14 protein-coding genes and 1 pseudogene are annotated in these 20949 nt (G+C 33.9%); 2 read left to right on the top strand and 13 right to left on the bottom strand.

Annotated features, from left to right (window positions below; all coding sequences use genetic code 11):
- From IGK21_RS02935 to arsC, 11 genes and pseudogenes are all read right to left on the bottom strand, one after another.
- Window positions 1–1779: a glycoside hydrolase family 35 protein gene (locus IGK21_RS02935; RefSeq protein ID WP_034699684.1), complete on the bottom strand. Its 1779-nt coding sequence runs from the start codon at window positions 1777–1779 to the stop codon at window positions 1–3.
- 834 nt (window positions 1780–2613) lie between these two features.
- Window positions 2614–3552, bottom strand: coding sequence for a hexose kinase (locus IGK21_RS02930; RefSeq protein WP_034699681.1), 939 nt, complete (start codon window positions 3550–3552; stop codon window positions 2614–2616).
- Window positions 3553–3563: 11 nt separating this feature from the next.
- Window positions 3564–4571, bottom strand: a complete 1008-nt coding sequence (gene lacD, locus IGK21_RS02925) for a tagatose-bisphosphate aldolase (protein WP_010719961.1) — start codon at window positions 4569–4571, stop codon at window positions 3564–3566.
- A 22-nt stretch (window positions 4572–4593) separates the two neighbouring features.
- Entirely contained in the window at window positions 4594–5766 is a 1173-nt protein-coding gene (gene agaS / locus IGK21_RS02920; RefSeq protein ID WP_034699678.1) for an SIS domain-containing protein, read from the bottom strand.
- 12 nt (window positions 5767–5778) lie between these two features.
- A complete protein-coding gene (locus IGK21_RS02915) occupies window positions 5779–6510 on the bottom strand; it encodes a GntR family transcriptional regulator (protein ID WP_010719963.1) in 732 nt (243 codons plus the stop codon).
- A gap of 254 nt (window positions 6511–6764) precedes the next feature.
- Window positions 6765–6998: pseudogene (locus IGK21_RS02910) on the bottom strand (transposase); the annotation flags it as partial.
- A gap of 301 nt (window positions 6999–7299) precedes the next feature.
- Window positions 7300–10413 carry an AAA family ATPase gene (locus IGK21_RS02905; protein WP_181914824.1) on the bottom strand — a complete coding sequence of 1038 codons (3114 nt, stop codon included), beginning with the start codon at window positions 10411–10413 and terminating at the stop codon, window positions 7300–7302.
- A complete protein-coding gene (locus IGK21_RS02900) occupies window positions 10403–11005 on the bottom strand; it encodes an ABC-three component system middle component 1 (RefSeq protein ID WP_034699670.1) in 603 nt (200 codons plus the stop codon). The genes IGK21_RS02905 and IGK21_RS02900 overlap by 11 nt, the downstream gene beginning before the upstream one ends.
- A gap of 15 nt (window positions 11006–11020) precedes the next feature.
- Window positions 11021–12292 carry an ABC-three component system protein gene (locus IGK21_RS02895; protein WP_232622358.1) on the bottom strand — a complete coding sequence of 424 codons (1272 nt, stop codon included), beginning with the start codon at window positions 12290–12292 and terminating at the stop codon, window positions 11021–11023.
- Window positions 12293–12312: 20 nt separating this feature from the next.
- On the bottom strand, window positions 12313–13407 hold the full coding sequence (locus IGK21_RS02890) for a ComEC/Rec2 family competence protein (RefSeq protein ID WP_141639397.1): 1095 nt from the start codon (window positions 13405–13407) through the stop codon (window positions 12313–12315).
- A gap of 418 nt (window positions 13408–13825) precedes the next feature.
- A complete protein-coding gene (gene arsC / locus IGK21_RS02885) occupies window positions 13826–14236 on the bottom strand; it encodes an arsenate reductase (thioredoxin) (protein WP_034699667.1) in 411 nt (136 codons plus the stop codon).
- Window positions 14237–14759: 523 nt separating this feature from the next.
- Here arsC and IGK21_RS02880 point away from each other — a divergent pair.
- Together IGK21_RS02880 and IGK21_RS02875 are read left to right on the top strand one after the other, a co-directional pair.
- Window positions 14760–15455, top strand: coding sequence for a hypothetical protein (locus tag IGK21_RS02880; protein WP_010719970.1), 696 nt, complete (start codon window positions 14760–14762; stop codon window positions 15453–15455).
- A gap of 408 nt (window positions 15456–15863) precedes the next feature.
- Window positions 15864–16553, top strand: a complete 690-nt coding sequence (locus tag IGK21_RS02875) for a hypothetical protein (RefSeq protein ID WP_228011830.1) — start codon at window positions 15864–15866, stop codon at window positions 16551–16553.
- 559 nt (window positions 16554–17112) lie between these two features.
- On the opposite strand, the gene IGK21_RS02870 is transcribed toward IGK21_RS02875, so the two are convergent.
- Both IGK21_RS02870 and IGK21_RS02865 read right to left on the bottom strand, forming a co-directional pair.
- Window positions 17113–18891: a UvrD-helicase domain-containing protein gene (locus tag IGK21_RS02870; protein WP_181914822.1), complete on the bottom strand. Its 1779-nt coding sequence runs from the start codon at window positions 18889–18891 to the stop codon at window positions 17113–17115.
- The gene (locus IGK21_RS02865; RefSeq protein ID WP_181914821.1) at window positions 18884–20938 is read right to left on the bottom strand and encodes an ATP-dependent nuclease; all 2055 of its coding nucleotides are present in this window, start codon (window positions 20936–20938) and stop codon (window positions 18884–18886) included. Before IGK21_RS02865 ends, IGK21_RS02870 begins: the two co-directional genes overlap by 8 nt.
- Window positions 20939–20949: the final 11 nt, after the last annotated feature.

Below are 20949 nucleotides of genomic sequence, written 5' to 3'. Positions count from 1 at the left end.
TTATCCTTCTTTCATTTCTTTATATAGTGGTGCTTTTACTAATTGGATCTCTGGTTGGAAAGTTCCTTCTGTTTCAAAAATCACTATTTCATTGTTTCCTTTTTTAAATAAGCTTTTCGGAATATATAACGAAAGTGTTGGCCCAACTTCCCAAAAACGTCCAATATTGGTCTGATTAACAAATACAACACCTTTCCCAAATTTTGATAGATCAATGAAGCTATCCTCCACTTCATCAAGTGTTACTTCATAGCGATAAAAACTTGGCTGGTTAGGATGCCATTCCTTTGAAAAATCAACCTTCTCACATGACTCTAGTGGTAAACAATACTGATTCCAATCAGTGATAAAATGTAGATCAGCCATGACCCCTGTACGAATTCCCTTTTTTTGTGTATCGGCTAATAATTTATGACCATAATTAACACGCCCCATATTTTCAATTAGAATATCTAATTGATTGTCTTCCTGAGGCATTGGAACAATGATATCTTCACCAATTTCTGTCTGATATTGTGTAGCTTGCAGTTTTTGATTTAAAAATAGTTGGCTACGGTCTCTTCCATCGATTACTCTCAGTCTTTCATGTTCTGCATCTTTTTTTATTGAGGTGCGATACAGAATATAACCTGTATTTTGTCCTAACGTTTCCATCGTTTCTGGATATTTCATTTTTACTGATTGACTAATTGTATCTAATGTTGAAAATAAGCTGACTTTATCAATTAATGGAATATCTTTCATTTCCATTGTGTCTTTTGTCAAAGGTTCCATTTGTTGGATATCAGGGAACGTTTCATGAATCATTGTCTGGATTGCATAATATTTTTCGGTTGGATTTCCTTGCTCGTCTAAGAGTGCTCCGTAATCATAAGAAGTAATCTGTGGCAAATCAATCACTCCTCTAGCTGAGCAACCATTCATAAATCCAAAATTTGTTCCTCCATGGAACATATACAGGTTAATACTTCCTCTCAGCACGACCTCTTTGATTGCCTCAGCTAATTCTTTTGCATCACGTTGTACAATCGGTTCCTTCCAACGATTAAACCAACCATCCCAAAATTCCATACACATTAAAGGCCATTTTTTCCCATGCTCATTGAAGAAAGCTTCCATTGAAGAAAAATTTTCTTCAGCCTTTGAACCAAAATTTCCAGTAACTAAAATATCTTCATCAATCATGCTGCCTGCTCTGAGTGTCGCACGCCATGGTCCATCCGAAGTGAAAAATGGCACTGTTATTCCTCTGTCCAACATTAAATCACGTATCGAACGTAAATAGTCTTTTTCTTCTCCATAAGAACCGTATTCATTCTCAATTTGAATCATTAAAATATTTCCACCATTTGTCAGCTGATGCGGCACGATTTTTTTTATTAAAACATCATAATAATCTGCCACATGGTTCAAATAAACGGTTTCATTTGTTCGGATCCGAGTTCCCTCATTAAGTAACCAAGCAGGAAAACCACCAAACTCCCATTCTGCACAAATATATGGAGATGGTCTAACAATCGCGTATAGTCCTAATTCCTCAGCAATGGACAAAAAATGTTCTAAGTCCAAAATTCCCTCAAAATGGAAATCACCTTTTTTAGGTTCATGTAGATTCCATGGTACATAAGTTTCAACTGTATTAAATCCCAATGCTTTCAGATTATATAACGAGTGATACCAATCGGCTGAATCCACTCTAAAATAGTGGATAGCTCCTGAGAGTATCTTAAAGGGCTTACCGTTTAGAAGAAAATCTTCTTTAATCTCAAATGTGTTCAAAAGCTCCCTCCTTAAATAAAAGCGTTTTCAATATATTGATATATCAAATAATTTGAAATAGAAAGTCAACCCTATCCAACATAACAGAACGTGTTAAAATCAAATTATACATACAAAACCAAAGACTCTAACGAAAAGTTTAATTCTTTGATGTTGTTTGAAGGGTTAATTTAGACATCCCAAAATGGCAATAAACTTTATACAGAAGCAGAATTAATATAAATTTTTAACGTAAGCTCTATTACAGTCATTCGCTCCCTGAATGAATAAAGGATGGATTCATAATTCGTCATCAAGGTCGTGACTCATTTGTTTCACGTAAAGAAAAACTGGTCTAGTTTTCTGACATTGAATTATTCACTATCAGTAATGATCAAGTCCAAGTTTTATCAATCGCTCGAGGGAATGATCCACACTATTTAAACAAGCTTAAACTGCCAGCCTTAGCATTTTATGATTACATCAGACATTTACGAAAAACTAAAAAACTGCATATATCTATCAGCAAACTTATTTGCCCGAACAATATGTGGATCCTAATTCTCAAGAATTGTGTTATTACAATTCCAGCTGTCAGCGCTTTAAACAAGACTACAATATCCACATGAATGAGGAATATTTTACGGAAACAAATAAAATTATATTTCCAACTCCTTTAAATGTTGCGAAATTATTAAAGATTCTTACCGATGAAACGACCGTTCTGCAAGTCCGAGTGACGAAACGTAGAGGTTCACAACAACTACTGGAGTACGTTGAATCCTACAAAAAATGGAACTTCTACCAAATTGAGTTGGTCTCAAAAAATCATTGATTTTATCTAGATCGATTTTTTCACTCAATCTTTTTTACAGTTATTTTTTCAATATGCGATTGAATATTCACCGGTGAAACATGACCTGTTTGTCCTTCTTGTGCATTAGCCATACCAGTAGCCATACAAAACTTCAAAAGTTCTATTTCATCCATTTCTTGTGATAGGCCGTAGGCAAATCCAGCGACTGTAGCATCTCCTGAACCAACTGGGTTGACTGCTTTTATCGTAGGGAGCGTAACTCGATAAAAACAATCTTTATGTTTTGCGAGAGCTCCAGCTTTTCCTAGAGAAACAATGATCCATTCAATACCTGCGAAGATAGGTTGAATCAATTCTTCCTGGACTTCTTCTAATCGATCAATCGAAAATGAATGTCTCAGTAGTGTCGATAATTCCTCAAGATTTGGTTTGATTAAAAATGGCTTCTGTTTGCCAGCTAAAACCTGATGCAAGCTTTCCCCAGAGGTATCGACAAGAACCTTTGCGGACTGCTCTTCTGTCAATTGGACCAACGTTTGGTAAAAATTTGATGGCAATCCTTTTGCAAGACTACCTGAGATTGTGACAATCTTTGCTTTTTTTATTAGCTCCTTGAAGTTTTCTAGGAAATTCTGCTGTTCTTCATAGGAAACTGTTGGTCCCGCTTCCAAAATCTCAGTTTGATTTCCTTCATGCAAAATAGCGATTGAATCTCGGCTTTCTTCTTTGATCTCTGTAAATTTCTGCTTAATACCGGCATGCTTTAATTCATCTGCAATAAACGCCCCATGAAACCCACCGAGAACTCCTGTAGCGAGTACATCCCCCTTTAGATCATGGATTACTCGGGTTACATTAAGTCCTTTTCCACCTGCTGTTTTACTAACTTGATCTGTTCGATTGACAGTATCCACATTCAAGGAAGCAAGCGGATAGGAAATATCAATTGACGGGTTCATCGTTACAGTTACTATCACGAGCTCTCCTCCTAGTTCACAGCTGCTTCTTTTTCAACTTGGACTTTGTCATACCAAGAACTGGCTGTTTGTGCCAAAACGTTGTTCAAGCTTTCGATATTTTCACGACCTTCACTTTTCAGCCAGGCACGAGCAGATTCCTCACCAGATTTGATAAACGGCTTCACACCATTTTTCCAAGTAGCTCTACCACAAAGCACACCATTAAAGGTCGAACCTGAATCTTTAGCAAAAAACAATGTTTGTTGGAATAGCTTCGTAGAAACACCGGCACTCAAGAAAATAAAAGGCAAATCTGTCGCTTGACTTTGTTCCAAGAAGTACTTTGCCGCCTCCTCTTTGGTATACGCTACTTCATCTGTACTGAAACCCTCTACAAAATTCATATTGACAGGAACTTCTACCTTTAAAACATCTACTTTGTACTGTGGTTTCGAAAATTCCTTCATCATGCTATTGACTTTATGCGGTTTTACTTTGGCATATTCAAGTGAATGAACATCTGAAATTTGGGTATCATATGATAGCAATTCTAAATAGAATGGCAAATCTTCTTCGGCACACTCGCTACCTAAACGTTCTACGAAGACATGCTTCTGATGATTGATTTCCGGATCTTCATCTACGTCATAATAAAGTAGAAACTTAATCGAATCGGCTCCTTGCTCTTTTAATCGTAAAACTGACCAATCTGCTAATAAATCAGGCAATCGTCCCGGTGTTGTTACATCATAGCCGGTTTTTTCATAGGCCAACAACAAACCAGCATCTTCATGTCGTGCACTTGCAGCAGGAAGACCATATTCTGGGTCCAATAAAATAGAAGATGCATAAGGGGTTAATTCACTAGAAACTAACTCCTTGAAACGCTCAATCTGTTCATCATTTAATTCTACATTTAAGGCTTTGATCATTTTTTTTAATGCTCCGCGTTGATCAATCGCTAAGGCACTGATAATACCATCTTTTGTCGATAAACGATCCATTGCTGCTTTTTTTCCTCTGGTTAATGTAATCATGGTTCTTCCTCCCAGTTTATTTTTACTTATATTTGTGAATCGTTACACCTTTTACAACTCGGTTAACTGTTCCTGTTGGTGATGGTGTATCTGGTTTATTATTCACTTTAATCGATGATAACAAAGCGACTATTTGGGCAACCATGATATAGCTTAGTGCTAAATAGCCATCTGGCAATAATTCGGCCTCAGTTGTAAACTCGAATTTATCGCCAGTGAAATTCCGTTGCCCTGGTTGAGTAATGGCGAACACTCCGGAAGCGATTTCATCTCCACGCACTTCTTCTAAGACATCCAAGTCGTAATCACGCGTGTAAGGATTATTATTAACAAAACCGAACATGATTGTTTTTTGATTAATAAACGACTTTGGACCATGGCGAAAGCCCATTGATGAATCAAAGATGGTAGCAATTTTTCCGGCTGTCAATTCCAGAATCTTCAATTGCGCTTCCCTTGTTAATCCAGCTAGACTTCCTGAACCAACATAAACAATGCGTTCAAAATCAAGCTGAACGATTTTTTCAATTTCATTTACTCGGTTAATTACTTCATTTCCTAAATTACTTAAAACCTTCAGATATTGTTGTTTCTTCACTAATACTGTTTGATCGAATGTCAACAAAGCTCCTAAAGTCATGCAGGAAAAGCTACCAGTCATAGCAAAGCCACTATCATTGGAACGTGCTGGCATCAAGAATAAAAAACTATTGGAATCGGATTGACTAATTTGAGCTAGTTTTCCTTCTACAGCACACGTAATTGATAAATGATAGATCGTATCAACCACCTGATTTGCAATTTCAACTGCTGCCAAGCTTTCAGGACTGTTTCCACTCCTCGCAAATGATACAAGTAAAGTTGGTTCTTCTTTAATTAAATACTCTTCAGGTTCTGCGACAATATCAGTCGTTCCAATACTTTCAAAGCTAAATGCTTGGCGATCACCGTTCTTGCGCAAATAAGGAACTAACGTGTCTCCTACATATTGAGATGTTCCTGCACCAGTGAAGATTACACGTGTTCGCTGACCATTTGCCTTTTCTTTAACTATTGCAAGAAAATTATCTAATTCCTTTTGAACTGTTTGATAGTGATCAAGGGTTTCTTCCCAAAGTTCCGGCTGTTGGCGTATTTCGCGAGTCGTGATCTCAGCACCCAGCTGATCCAGTTTTTCTTTTCCTACTGTAAACATGTTTCGATTCTCCTAACTATTTCGAATATGGCGGATCTGATAATGAAATTGATCCGCACGGGCGACACTTAAAGTAAATTCGATAATTTCATTTTTCATATTATAGGTTTGACGTGCTAAATGAAGGACAGGTGCTCCTTCTGAGATTATCAGCTGTTTCGCATCTTCCTTTGAGGCAACACTTGCATATAGCTCTTCATCTGCCAATCGAACGGTCTGATTAAAATCCTCGGAAAACAGATCATATAGAGGTTTGCTTCTTAAAAGCTGATCATTTAATGATAAGAAAAATTTGACTGGCAAATAGGTATCTTCGATCATAAGCGGTTCCCGATCAGCTATCCGCAATCGACTTAATTTGAAGACTACTTCTCCTAATGAAAGATTCAATTGTTTTGCAATAAATTTGTCCGCTTCAATTTTTTCAAAAGCTAAGATCCGCGTCTCAGCAGTTCTACCTAAACTTTTCATTTGTTCAGTAAAGCTATAAGTTCCTGCTAAATCTGCTACGTTCTTTTTGATATCGGATACAAATGTTCCTTTTCCATGTCTCCGATAAATATAACCTGTATTTTCCAACTCTTTCAAAGCTAATCGAACCGTTGTCCGACTAACTCCGTATTGAGCAGTTAATTCTCGTTCAGAGGGTAATTTATCATGGGGTATCATGTTACTTTCCATCTGATTTTTAAGTAAATCTACCAACTGATGATACAAAGCTTTGTTTTTAAAAGAATTTCCCATAGGTTTCTCCTTCTTTTAAACTGGTTATAACCACAAACTAATGGTAAGATGGTTTTTTTATTTTTGTCAACAAACAATCTGGAAAAAATTCTACAACCGTCTTAAATCGTTGATTTAGCAATGATTATTTTATTGAAATAATAAAACTATCCATTTTTAAGAAATTGTTCCTAGCGAAAATAACAGTCATAAGTGCTTAAATCTGATACCAGTTGAAAAAAATAGGAAATAAAAACCTACTAATCTGAGTATCTTTATTTGCTTAAAAAAGTTTTACCGTGACGAATCAAAATTCGCCGTTTGAAATGATAAAAATTTCGTTTAAATACTTTGATAGGCTTGTTTAAACATCCTAGTGGTCCATTTGAGTAATTGTAGCAGAGGGCATTTCGGATCTGTGTCAGAAACTTTCTAAATGTTCGCAAAGTTGTCGTATAGGTTTCGGTTTCTCTGGTTAAATAGCCCCCAAATAGTGAATAATGTCTTTTCTATACCGTTTAAATCATAAAAAAGATATTGGCGAATTTCGCCAATATCAAAAAGTGTAGAGCCTAAAAAAGCTTCTGCTTTCGTATAGGTAGTACAACTCTCCATCCAATCTATATATTCTTCCTATCTGTATTTAATCTAGAAAAAAAGAATCAATCCCTTATTCGTTGGGATTGATTCTCTATCCGTCTCTTTTTTAACTTCTGTAGGCAATTTTTGTTTTATACTCTGAATCTTTCAGCTAACCTCAGCTCTCATCAAAGAGCTCCCTTATTCACTTTTTCTGACTAACTAAATTTGTTACAACTGATTCTCTGTATAATTCATTTCGATAAAACTGGCATTATGGTAATTGGCATCTAATTTTCTCTGACATAAGTCAAAAAACTGGCGGTTATGGGTGGAAAAGATGATCTGTGTTCCTAGCTTAAATGCAAGGATTCTTAATAGATCAATAAAGGATAATTCATTAAGACTATCTAAGTGTTGGATTGGATCATCCATGAAAATCGTATTCACTTTGTCTGTATTCTCTAGAGCGGTTCCTAGAAAAATACTTAAAGACAATATATTTACTTGGGCAGAACTTAGATATAAAATCGGGGCATCCTCTTCGTCCTCTGTTCGTTTGCACATAATATCCAGTCCTAATTTATCGGGATTTGCTTCATTGATTTTAAAACTAATCTTACGAAAATCAGGGTGAGGTTCGATCATTTGAAAAATCTGATTGACGGTATCTAAGTTAAATGTACTTTTGATTTGCTTTTTGATCTCGGTTAATTTACTGTCTTTTAATTCTTTTAGTTCTTGTACTTTTCTACTTAAGTGGTCATAGATTTTTTTTACTTTTGCTTGTTCGCTTCTTTTCTCTTCGATACCTGTTTCAGAGATAAAATCACTGGTAAGCCCAGATAGTTGACCCAACAGTTGATTTTTTTCATTTAATTTGTAAATAGCTGTAGTCAACTTTTGCTTATTTTTTTCCAATTCTTCTGGTGCAATGATTACTTGGTCAAACAGTTGATAAGATATCTTTTCGATATATTTCCTCCGTACAACGAGCTGCCGAATCTGCTCTGCTTGGATTCGTTGTTCTTCTACTAATTCTGTTTTACTTTTCCCATTTACTTGTTCTAGTCGTTGTTCTTTTTCAGCAATAAGCTTGGTTTCTTGTTCATTGATTTTTTCTAACTCGCGTTTACATTGCCTTTTAAAATCAGAGATAACAGAAATACCAAGTGCTTCATAAAACGCCTGTTCTTGCTGATAATATTGATACTGTTCGTTTCCTTTTAGATCATTTAAGCTTTTTTTTGCTTGTTGATAATGTAATTCGATCGTTTTGAGTGTATGAGTATTCTTGACATTCAGCTGTTCATTTTGATTGATTTTTTCTTTGATATTTTGGTATTCATTCGTTAATTTTACCAATTCCTCCTGTAGTGACTTTACTCTTTTCTGGGTTTCTTCAGCAATTTTTTCACAGTCAATCCCATATTTTTGGCTGTATTCATTTAACTTGTACCAGTGTTTCTCATTGGTTAAATACGCTTCTTCTTGTTGTTTTAATTTTAAGGTTACTTGTAACAGATCTTGGTCAAGTTGGTTGATTTCAGTTTCCTTAATCGTTATTTGTATCTGAATCTGTTGTTTTACTCCAGAAACTACATCAGTTAACCGCCTAGTTGATTCATCGATCATTCCTTCTAAGTGGCTGATTTCCTTCGTCAGTTGCTCAATCGGTAAAAGATCTGCCGTACTAGCTTCAATTTTTTGGATGATATGTTGAAATTCTTGATGATCATGGAGACATAATGGACAGACAGACGAAGACGTATCCGTTACGATAGAATAACCTAATTTTTTCAACTGTTCTAACTGACTGCCCAGATCTTCTAAAGAGGAACGTTCCTTCTTCTTTTGTGCTAAACCAACTTCCAATTTTTTTCTTTCTTGCCAAATGTCATCAAGTTGGCTTATCTGTTCCAACAAAAATGAATAATCAGGATCTTTTGAATAGTCTTTTTGGCTTAACTGATGATCGTCTAAGTTTAGTAATGAAAACAATTTTGTCAACGTTAGCTTTATCTTACCTAACTTGGCTTCCAAATCTATTTTTTTCTTTTTCTGTTGTTTGATTTCATGATCAAGTAATTGTCTTTTCGCTTTAACATCGGAATAACTGTTTAATTCTTTGATTTCTGTTAATTGATTCGTCCGCAACGCTCGTTTATTTTGACACTCACTTAATGTTACTTCTTGCTCTTGATGCTCCTTTTGTAAAGTAATCAATGCTTGTTCACATTTTTTTCGTTGATTGATCCATTCATTGATTTCTCTATTACTGTTTTGTTCAGCCATTTCTAGTGCCTGAAAATCTGCTTCATGATTGATAAGAAAGTTACAACGCTTGAGATGGTTGCTCAAGTCTATTTTTTCGTCAAACAGTGCTTTCTTTTTTTCTTCGATTGTCTCAATTTCTGTCAAATGGGCTAACTTTTCGTTGACATCAGCAACCTGCTTTTCAGACCATTCGATCTGCTGCGGTATTTGTCGATACTCTTGGGTCATTGTGATTAAATTTTCTAGCTGTTGTCGCTCCTCTTCAAACTGGTTCAATTTTATTTGATTATTGCTTTTTAATTTGTTCGATTCGATATACAATTCTTGTAAACCTAATTGATTCTTTAACAATGGATCTTTTTTACTATTCTTTCCGTTTAACTTGGCATAATTTTCTTTTAGCTGGTTGATTGTTTGCCATATTTTTGCATTACTTTCGAGTTTTTCAATCTCTTTTGTTAGCTGATTCATTTTAGTTTCTTGTTGTCCTAATGCTTTATTCATTTCATTGACGAATAAGACTAGATTTTTATAATCCTCAGATACATTTTCTTTGTCCCAAAAATTACTTAAAGCATCATATCTTCCTTCGGCACTCTGTGATCGCAAAAAAGCATCGATTTGATTGTGTGTCAATAAATTTTTTTGTCGTAAAATCTTTAATTCTTTCGCTGTTAAATCAACCGTTTTTTTGGTCTCATTCCCTTCAACGTAATCCGTTGTTTGCTTTCCATTTAACTTTTTCGTTGTTAATGCATAAAAACTGCCATCATCAAATGCTAGTTCCACACTGCCCACTTCGGCTGAGGAATATTTGTTCTTTAAAATATACTTTCGCTCTTGGGAGGCGATATCACGGACATTTTTATTTTCATTCAGTCGACTGATTTCGCCAGTCAAGCTCCATTCGATGGCATCAAAAAAAGAGGTTTTTCCGGTTCCATTTGGCGCATACAAAACAATCAAATTTGATATTTCATTAAAAACAGGATTCACACAATCAAAATATTTTTGCCTTTCAAATGCTCGAAACGAATCAATTTTTATCCCTTTCAATTTAAGTCTCATCGGTTCCTTCCTTTACGTTAAGATTTGACAGCTCATGTTTTATATACTCTTGTATTCGTGCTTTTTTCTCTTTTTTAGCCATCGTTTTTAATTCTGCTAACAAATGGATGATTTTCTCATCATTTTGCCGCTCATTCTTAGCCAGTTTCTTTAATGGTTTTGTCTGTTCCAGATTCAATAATAATCTTTCTTGAATTTTATTTTTTTGTGCTTCTTTTTGTGCTTCTTTTTGTGCTTCTTTTTGCGCATCATTAGTACCAGATTCTCGAAAATTATCCACGATCACCTTTCTGGTTGCATACTTGTCTTGTTCAATACTGGCTTTGATTGGCTTCGCTACTTTGGCTTTGACAAAAAGAAAAAAATAAATATTCCATCGTTCAATCTTCCTTTTTAATTGACTTTGAAAACTGTAGGCAATCTGGTCGTTGATTTCTTCATAGTTGGCTAATAATTCATCTTGATTATCAAATATATAACAAAAAAAATGGAGTCGATACTTTTCGTTTGCTTGTTGGTACGTGTAACAGGTCAATCCCGTCGTTTTTTCTATTATTTCATACGTAGTGATTTCTTTTAATATCTCTACCATTGTTATCTACCTCCATTAGTTTGCAATTTCTTCAAACAAACGAGTTAACTCCTCTGGAAACCTCTGAGAAAACTCAACGGCTGTTAACCCTTTTGTGTCGTGTAAAATCTGATCAATTTCATTTTCGATATAATCGATATGAACAATAGGAAATAATTTTTTTTCATTGGGATTATCAATCGTTAACCGATCAGAAACTTCTGGATGATCGATGTTCACGACGATTCCCTCAATTTGTTCTCGCTTGGCAATACTCCCACCCCGAAATTTTCTCCTTTGATTAGTTACAAACAAAACATCTTGTTTATCTAGCTTGTCATAAAGTGTACTTCTAAATAAACTCCCAATGAAACGGTCAAGTGTTAGATGATTTGTAAATAATACATGGATACCAGCTCTTTCCTTTTCCTGAGTGAGTAATTTGAAACAATCATCAATCTCAAAAGCAATATTTGTTTGTAATAACTTGTAAAGCAATATCTCCAGCCAAGCGATCCACAAGAATTTATTGGTATAATCCTCATTTTTCTGAGAAGGAAGAAACAGATAATCACTTAACCGATTATGGATCAATTTAGGTGTTATGTCGGAAAAACATTCACGATAACATTTTTCAATCAGAAAAATCAGCTTATTTTCTTGTCCACCTACTTCTCGTAATTCATTTATGATAGATGTCAAATATTCACTAAAATCATTCAAGCAACGAGGTACCAGCATGATATCAAACTCTTCTAAAAAGAAAGCAACAATATGTGCGATATGAATCCCTTCAACAATTCCTTGTTGCCCCGCTGACTGAAGTTTCGTAATAATCCCAGTCAAATAACACTTACCTTCTCTTTCGACGTACACTCCTGATCCTGAGCAACCTCGCATGTTCTCATACTCCGTGTTGTTAGACGATCCTATTTCATTGTCCAGTACCAATTTAAAAATATCTGGCTTACTGATTTGAGTTGCCTTTCCTCGATAAGGAGTTCCACCGTCTTCTTTCATACACTCTGGATAACCATAAAATACGATTTCTTGCTTATTTTCTGGTTCCATTATAAGCAGTTCAGGATAACCTTTTTTTACCTTCACTTTGATAATCGATAAATCTAGACTATCTGAGCATCTTGGTGGTTCTAAGATTTCTAGTTCAGATTGGGTATAATCAAATAGTTTGAAGTCATTAATTGTTTCCCCAACCACACAATGTTTGGCGGTGATCACAAAACCCGTTTCACAATCCTGCTGATACAATAAACCTGAACCATAAGTATTGGTTCCTCTAATATTCACTGATAACTCTTCAAAATCATTCATATGTCAATCGTTAGTACCCTCTCATTCATTTTTTTCTTGATCAATTGAATCCCGTATTTTTTTATTTCTTCATTTGTAAATAACCCCTCACTCGCATCAGAATAATTAAAATAAAAATTGGTTGGTCGTTTTTTTGTGTAGTTGTGGTAAACAATCCTTGATAAGGCTTCTTTGTGCGGAAAACCATGACGATTCCCCTTATTTGAACTAATCAAATAATTTTCACATTCAATCTGTTTTAATAAATCGTCACTAGTATTCGCTTTACTCCCATGATGAGCCACTTTTACCAAGTCAAAATGCAGCTCTTTTTCCCCATATAGTTCTTTTAACTTCGCAGTGACAGTACTTGGATGAGCATCTGCTAACATCAACAGTCGTTTGCCTTCATACTCCAATATAAAGCTAATACTACTCCCATTTGCGACAGCGCGATCTTCTTGGAAAGCTTTTTTGATCAGTTCTTCTACGCTTCCCTGATGATTGACATTTCGACCGCTGATCAGTTGATCCCTGGTTTCTTTTTGAATTGCCTTTTCCCAATCTGTATATAATTTCCTTAGACTTGCTTCATCAGGTGTCAAAATCGTCATTTTTGCCCCATTGAGTAACTTGGGCTGACAAGAATTGTCAATAACTGTCATCTTTTCAATCATCAAATCCTCCAAATACCGATCGAAAGACTCCCCTTGTTTAAAACTAATCTCTGACTTTTCTTGAACGATCTCCAGTTGATCATCATAAACAACCTTTGTATCAAACTTTTGCGATAACAGCTTTCTAGAATTAAAAAACACTCGTTTAATGCATGACTTGTCAAAACTCGACTGAGAAAACAAACTCAAAAATCCCCGAATATGATCGGCATCAATATGTGTCAAAATCAGTAAGTCAATGCACTCGCCTTTCTGGCTAATTGTTGCAATTTCCTCTTTCAACTGCCTAACAACTTGTTGTCCTTGACCACCATCGACAAACAGATTCGTCCGTTGATCTTCTTCTCCATACTGAATAATCAAACAATCGCCATCATAAGCAGGTAAAGCTTTTACTGTAATCATTTCTCTTTCATTGCAGTCATATCCCTGCAATCTCCTCCTTCTTCTGCTACCTTTTCACTGATCTTGTTATTCTTTACTAACCAAAATCACACACAATAAACTCCTATTCATTTGTTATTGGCGCTAGAATTTAACTGACAAGAAGAGCTTTCAGTCCATTAGTTAATTGCGCGAAATACACTCTCTTCTTTCTTATCTTACTCCCCATAACATTGTTATTGTAAATAAATTTTGATTTTTAAACGCCAATCATTCTCATAATCAGAAATAATTGCTTGATTCATAACTCGCCAAATAATTGAGAAGGCGACAAAAAAATATCGCAAGCAAAAAAAGCCAGCAAGACCGTTTTAAGGCTTGCTGACTTCAATTCTTGATTGTTAAAATTTAGCACTATACAGACAAATGAAGCTCAAATGATCACTCAATTCCCAAAAAATACTGACTCTCACTGGTTCTTGAGTTCAATTACCATTGCTTTAATTCTATCTCTTGTTTTTCTAAAAGCTGATGCTATTTCTGCTTCGGTTCCAACTGCTTGTGCGGGGTCTGTTAAATCCCAATGAATGTGCTGAACACCTACAGGAATCGTCGGACATTTATCTTTTGCATCTCCACAAAGCGTAATAATCAAGTCTGCTTGTGTAAAATAATCCTGATCGATCAAATCAGACGTTTGGTTTGAAATATCAATTCCATCCTCAGCCATAACCTGAACCACTCGTGGATTCAGTCCATGAGTTTCAATACCTGCGCTTTTAATTTCCACATCCGAGGCAGATAATAATTGACGTGCATATCCTTCCGCCATTTGGCTACGACAAGAATTTCCCGTACATAAAAAATAAATTTTTTTCATTCTTATTTCTCCTCCTGGATATGAGCATTCAATATAGCTCGGTCATTATTTTATTCTCTAACTAAAAGCAAGCATACAGGAATTTTTGTAGGAAAGCATCAAAAAAGAGTGAAATGATTGAAAAGTTACGTCATCAATTATCAGTTTGGTATGTTTTGGCCATCAGTTCTGATCTTCTTTTTACCTGACAATTAATAAATGTCATTATCCATGGATCGTCTAAAATTGAAGAAAATTCATCATATTCGATGTCATGAATCATTTCCTAAAAGAATTTTTTTACTAACGAATGCTAAATGAACGCTTTGTTTTAAACGGCAGTTTGACGAACCTTATTCTATTGAAAGAAGCTAGAATAACCGTAGCTATTAGCACCCCACCCATAATTTCACTACATTTGGTTTTATACTAAAAAAATGAAATAAATTGATTGATTGGACACATTGAAACCTAAACTTGTTCCTTTAAACTTAAATTGTAAGCGAAGATCGTTTACATAAATTATATTAAAGGGAGGAATACCATGAAAAAAAAATTACCATTGGTCAGCCTATTGTTTGGTTTCATTGCTTTAATGTTTTTCTTACCACTAACCAAAACACACGCTGATGTCACCGTAACAAACGATTGTACAGATCCGTCACATTCATTTACAGCTTCCATTAACGCAGATAATGGAAAAGATGTCTCGTCAGACTACTACAAAGTAACAGTTGGACAAACAGAATCTTGGCGCAGAAATGATCCTAGAGGCCATATTTTAGCCATTGTTTATTTAGAACAACTTAGGACCTACTATACTCCAACTAACGCCGCCTACTCTTTTAAAGATGGAAAACTTTATTCCCAAGGTAGCACAACAGAAATCACTCCGTTAAAAGTTGAAACAAATTCGCTTGTTACGCGAAGTATGAACGTTAACATGATTAATCTTTCCACAAGTCTTACAACAGTATCGTTAAGTAAATGGAAAAGTGGCGGATCGACAGACTACTTTACGCTAAACCACCTTGATAGTGAAACTTGGAGCAGAAATGATGATCCAAGAGGCTTTTTAGTTTCAGTCCTATATAATAGCGGATTCTCAAAAGAATACATATATTATTTACCTAGCATACAATACCTAGGCTACAAAAATTTTCTGACAATCAGAAAAGATGCTATCTATGATTGGGATGAAACACAGAAATTAAAAGTAGTTAATGTGATTGACTACTAAGCATGAAGAACCATTAAAGCGATCAAATAATAATTAATGATGAGCCTAGGGAGAAAAGATGCCCTAGGCTTTTTCATTAAGTACAAAAATAAATAACCAGTGTTTTTGAAGTTAATCTTCACACAATAGAAATACCGTCGTATAAAGTATAAAAAACGTTTATAAAGGCTATCCGCTTATTCACTCATCTTACAGTACTTTTTCCAACCTCTTGCTAAATTTCAGCCAGCTCCTCCGATATTCAAGAACTGATCGATATCCCAAAGAAAATTCCACTATACTTGACTCTAAAATAAAAAAAATGAATAAAATAGTAAATTAGAATCATTGAAAAATAGTCTGCATCCTTTAGACTTAAATTGTAAGCGAAAACGTTTACGACTATATTATATTAACAGGAGGAATATCATGAAAAAAAAATCATCACTGGTCAGTTTATTAATAGGAATGGTCGCTTTAGCCATCTTTTTAATCCCGACCAAAGCAGCACATGCTGACATCACTGTAACAAACGATTGTACGGACTTTTCAAGTATTCAGGTTTCAGTTAGTGCAAATTCTACAGGAAAGGGTAACACCGACTACTTCAATATCACACCTGGTCAATCAGACTCTTGGAGTAGACTTTCTCGTAGTGGATTTATCTTGGCGATTGTCCATAACGGAATGCTTAGAACCTATTATACGCCAACAAGTGCTTCTTACTCTTATAAAGATGGTAGCCTTTATCAACGAAACAGCTCAACTGAAATCACACCACTGAAAAAAGTAGTCTACTCTGATACAAAAGGAACTAAAATTGTAAATATGGTCAATCTCTCTGATGGAACTGTTCAGGTTGCATTAAGCAAATGGAAAACTGGTGGATATGCAGATTACTTTGAACTTGCTCGTCCAGCTGTAGAGAGCTGGAGCAGAAACAATGATCCAAGAGGCTTTTTAGTTTCAATGAAAGCCAAAAGTGAAATGAATGAATACATATATTATTTACCTAGCATTGAATATATCGGTGGAAATTATTTAACTATTAAAAACCAAGCAATCCTTGATTGGGATGAAAGAACTCCATTAAAACTTGTAAATGTTATTAAATATTAATTTATAAGCAAATAAACCAAAAGAGACTGGGCCAAAAAATTGACGGCTCTATAATTTATGGGACTGAAGAATCAAAATTGATTCTTCAGCCCCATTTTCATTTTTGCTATAAAAAAACATATCGTTCTCTAGTATGATTAAATCACCATAAGATAAACAACTGAGAGGATGATATGCTCTATGAACGATTCTATCAAAAAGATGGCGAGATTAGTAGATAAAATATAGAGAAAGTAAAATAACAAAAAATGAGACAGAATGAGCTTCACTCTGACCCAAATTGGATTTTACACAACTTATCAGTCCTTATTGACAAAGATCCCTTAAAAATACAAATAAAAAAATACTCGAAACGCTTTAATATAAACGTTTCGAGCAATGAAATAGTTATTACCCCACAGACCCTTCCAATTAATTTATTGGTAATCAATAGGTTATAATGAGTATTAGATCAAAGAAATTGATGAGATTATTTTTGATCTTATATATATCGTAATCAAAAAGCACAAATAAAATAGCATTTAATTTGGCATTAAATTTTGAGGAGCTATTTCAAAAATCAGACTATTTCTATCCAGCTATTTTCTATCAATTTCATTTTATAATCCAAAGTAATATCTTTTTGTGGTATCGCAATAATAATAAGATATTTAGGTCTGCTCAAGGCTACGTAAGCTAATTTCAATATAGATTTAATTTTATCTTTATCTTGGTGACTATCATAATTAAACCTGCTGCCAATTAAAAATGGTTTAATTAAATGAAAAAAATCATTATTATTCGTACTACCATAATTTAAAGAAGAATCCATTATTAACATTGTAGATCGATGTGTCTCACCTTTAACTCCATGTATAGTATTTAATACATATTTTTCATTTTTATCTAAGCCTTCCATATTGTTTTTCTTTATATTATTAACTTGACAGATAATTTCTTTTGCAAGTTGTTTTACATCTACATTGGTCATCTCAACAATAATTCTACTTAGTATGTCCTCAACTTTAATTTTATTAACATTACTATAACTTAACTCTTTTAATAGAATTGAAGATAATTTACTTTTTTCTTTATCTTCTGTTAAAAATAATTTCATTTCACTCCTGCTTTTTTGGTATATCACAGAAAATTTATTCACCAAGTAGTTGAATAATGAATGATAATTATACTTTATAAACGTTTGCGATTTTTTTTCTTTAGTATATGAAGGAAAATATCTTTCTAGGTTAGCATGCATATCAGATACAATAACATCCTTTTTCTGACAATCTTTAAAGCTTTCATTGGTTTCTTCACACTTTTTGATTAGCTTTTTGTATTTTATAATCAGCTCCTCTTTAGATTCAAACACCAAAAAGTATGGACTGAGTGAGTCCACTATTTCTAAAGATCTAAAATGATCATAATTTTCCATACAAACATTTTTTACAACATTACAGATAGTAGTTCCGAATCTTGTGGTTTCTGCAATTTCTTTAACTTGAACGCCCATACTAACTTCAAAGTTAGGCGACCACGCATCTCTTGAATCTCTTTCATAAATTGAATACAAAGATTGATAAGGATCTCCATACTTTTGAAATTTAATATTTGTTTTACAAGTTAATTTATTTAATAGAGAATATTGCAAAACACTTGTATCTTGTGCTTCATCCAATATGATATAAGAAAATCTTTCCTCCAAGGCTTTGCTCAGTGGAATAATATGCCTATTTATATACCATTCAGATAATTCTAAACATTGGTGATTAGTCACAAAGCCGTTATAAAAAAGTCTTTCTAAACAATCATTGAGCTGACTTTGATAAGATGTTTTTGCATCATTTGTAAAATAAACACATCCTTTTTCATTTACTTTTAAGCAAACATTCTTTTTTTTCAAATTAGGAATGTTCCATTCGTCTTTATACCAATCAACACAGCTCCTAAAAATAGGTTCTAATTTCACTTTGTAATCTTCATCGTCTAATATTCTAATTTTTTGTCGCCCACTTAATATTTTAAATGCTTTGATGGAGAAAAAATAATTGAAGAATTCTTGTATTGTTCCAATGAAATTAGGGTACTCAACTGAGTTTATACCTACTTTTCTTAAACTTCCAATTACTTCTTCTACAGCAACATTAGTATGAGTAATCAAGCAAATTCCTTTATCCATATATTTTCTATTTAACAACAAATTTGCAATTTTTGCTGTTAAAACCGTGGTTTTACCTGAACCTGGCCCAGCAACAATATTATAGCTTCCATTTGATTGCAAAACTTCCTTCTGTTCTTGACTAAAATAACAATTTTCAGGTAAAAGAATCTTTTCAATGGAACTAAAATTATTATTCATTAATTTCTACCTCACTTTTTTGTCTCCCTGAGGCATGAATAATTGCACTTATTAAGTAATCAGTATATTGATCAGTCAAGATTTGTTCGCGTAACTCCCTTTTTTCTTCCTCTGATAAATTTAGTATTTTACTTGCTAGCCTTTGAGCAACTATTGCTTTCGATACTTGTTTATCATTAAGTCTCTTGAATAATAAATAAATAGCAGTACTTTTTTTCTCAGGATTTTTTAAATCAGCTTCTATAGAATCAATTGTTTTCTGTGTACTACTTCTAAACGGTTTTTTATATTGTGTCTCTAGGATCGAATCCTTTAATAGCTTCTGCAAAGGACTTTGTAACAAACAATATTCTAAAGTCCATTCTGGAGAAATAGAAATGTTTAAATTGGCATTGTATTTAGCATACTTCTCTTGTACACTTTTCATTTTTCTTTTTATTTCTTCTTTAATTGCTTTATCGCTAGGAGTTTGTTTCGTAATTTTAGTTAATTCCTTTCGAGAGACTGAATCTTCAATCTCAAAAGCTTCCATTAAAGATTCTATTGAAGTATATTCAGTTTCATTTCCGTCGTAATCTATAAGAGATTTCCCTATCAAAATTTCTACTTCTTGTATATTACCATTATTTATTTGATAAATTAATTTATCTTCATTTTCAAAATAAATTACAGGCCTAACATCCACGTCAGTCACCAAAGATATAGGTAAATTTATGCTGGGGCTATCGTTTGTAGAAAATAGTTTTATATATCTTTCAAATGAAGTTCCGCCTATATTTACCAAAGATATACCATACTGATGCAGAGGAAGTCCAATTAACTCTGCAATAGCAGGAATTAACAACATTTCTGAGTCTCCTTCTACCAATATAAGTCCTTTAGCAAAAAATAAATTGCTTTTTGTGGAGTCTAAAAACCTTTCTAAAAATTCATAATCCTCATTTTCCAATAACGTATATTGATGTGATAAAGGGTATGCATTACCGTTGTTTAGATAAATCAAATTTTTGGGACTTATCGAAGATACTAAATGAGTACTATGTGATGTTAGAATAAATTGTGTTGTCTCTCCTTTTTTAACTACTTGTTCAAGATATTTAACTAGCCTTATTTGTGCTTGAGTGTGTAGATGAGCTTCTAACTCCTCAATTAAAGTAACATGTGGTCCCACAGAGTTAATTGAGGCACTGTTATTTAGCAATAGTAGCTCAGTTGCAATAAATAGCAAATTCATATTTCCTAAACCAAGATTTATACTATTTGAATTTAAACTTAATTTATTCAATATTGACTTTAAATTTGCGGGTGTCACGGAAAAATCTGTATTAGCTTTACCACTATCTTTTACATCATAAAATTCAGATAAAATACTCTCTATATCACTTTTTATTGATTTTCCTTCCTCATATTCTTCTGAAAAATAACTTTCAATCTCGAAATTAGCCTTTTCCATAACACTCTCTAATGCATGTTTTTCTTCGGGTAATTGTTTAAAAGAAGAATGCGCTCTCAAAATTTGCGCAAGTCGTGATTTAAAACCTGGCCTGAGTTCACTATTAGCATCACGTAGAGGTTTTAAATAAGTTGCTCTTAGTAATGATCTAGCTCTACTATCTATTTTAGTTTCACAGTTCTTTTCGCCAGCTAATAATTGTCGTTCAATAAATTCTTGACCATTATCATTCTTCTTTTTAGTTACCTCCAATATTAACCTTAACTGATAATTTCCTTTTTCATTGAAAGAAAGCCATTCAAGAAATAGTCCTGCTTCATTAGTATCTAAATCATCAAAAATGCCTTCAATAAAAAAATTTTCACTAAAAAAACCTTCTGAGTTGCAATAAAAGTCTTCATCTTGAATTCTATCAAAGTCCTCACTAACGGTTCCTAATAATAATTTTATAGCATCAATAATAGCTGTTTTGCCAGAATCATTTTCGCCTACTATAACATTTAACCCAGGATGTAAATTAACTTCTAAATCATTCTTACTTGCATCCCCTCCAAACTTTCTGAAATTTTTTAAAGTTATTTTTTTTAAATACATTTCTCCACCCC

The sequence above is a fragment of the Enterococcus sp. DIV1421a genome, from assembly GCF_051711025.1.
Taxonomy (GTDB): Bacteria; Bacillota; Bacilli; order Lactobacillales; family Enterococcaceae; genus Enterococcus_B; species Enterococcus_B hirae.
The sequence above is the reverse complement of the archived record's forward strand: the minus strand, read 5'-3'. Positions and strand labels throughout refer to the sequence as shown.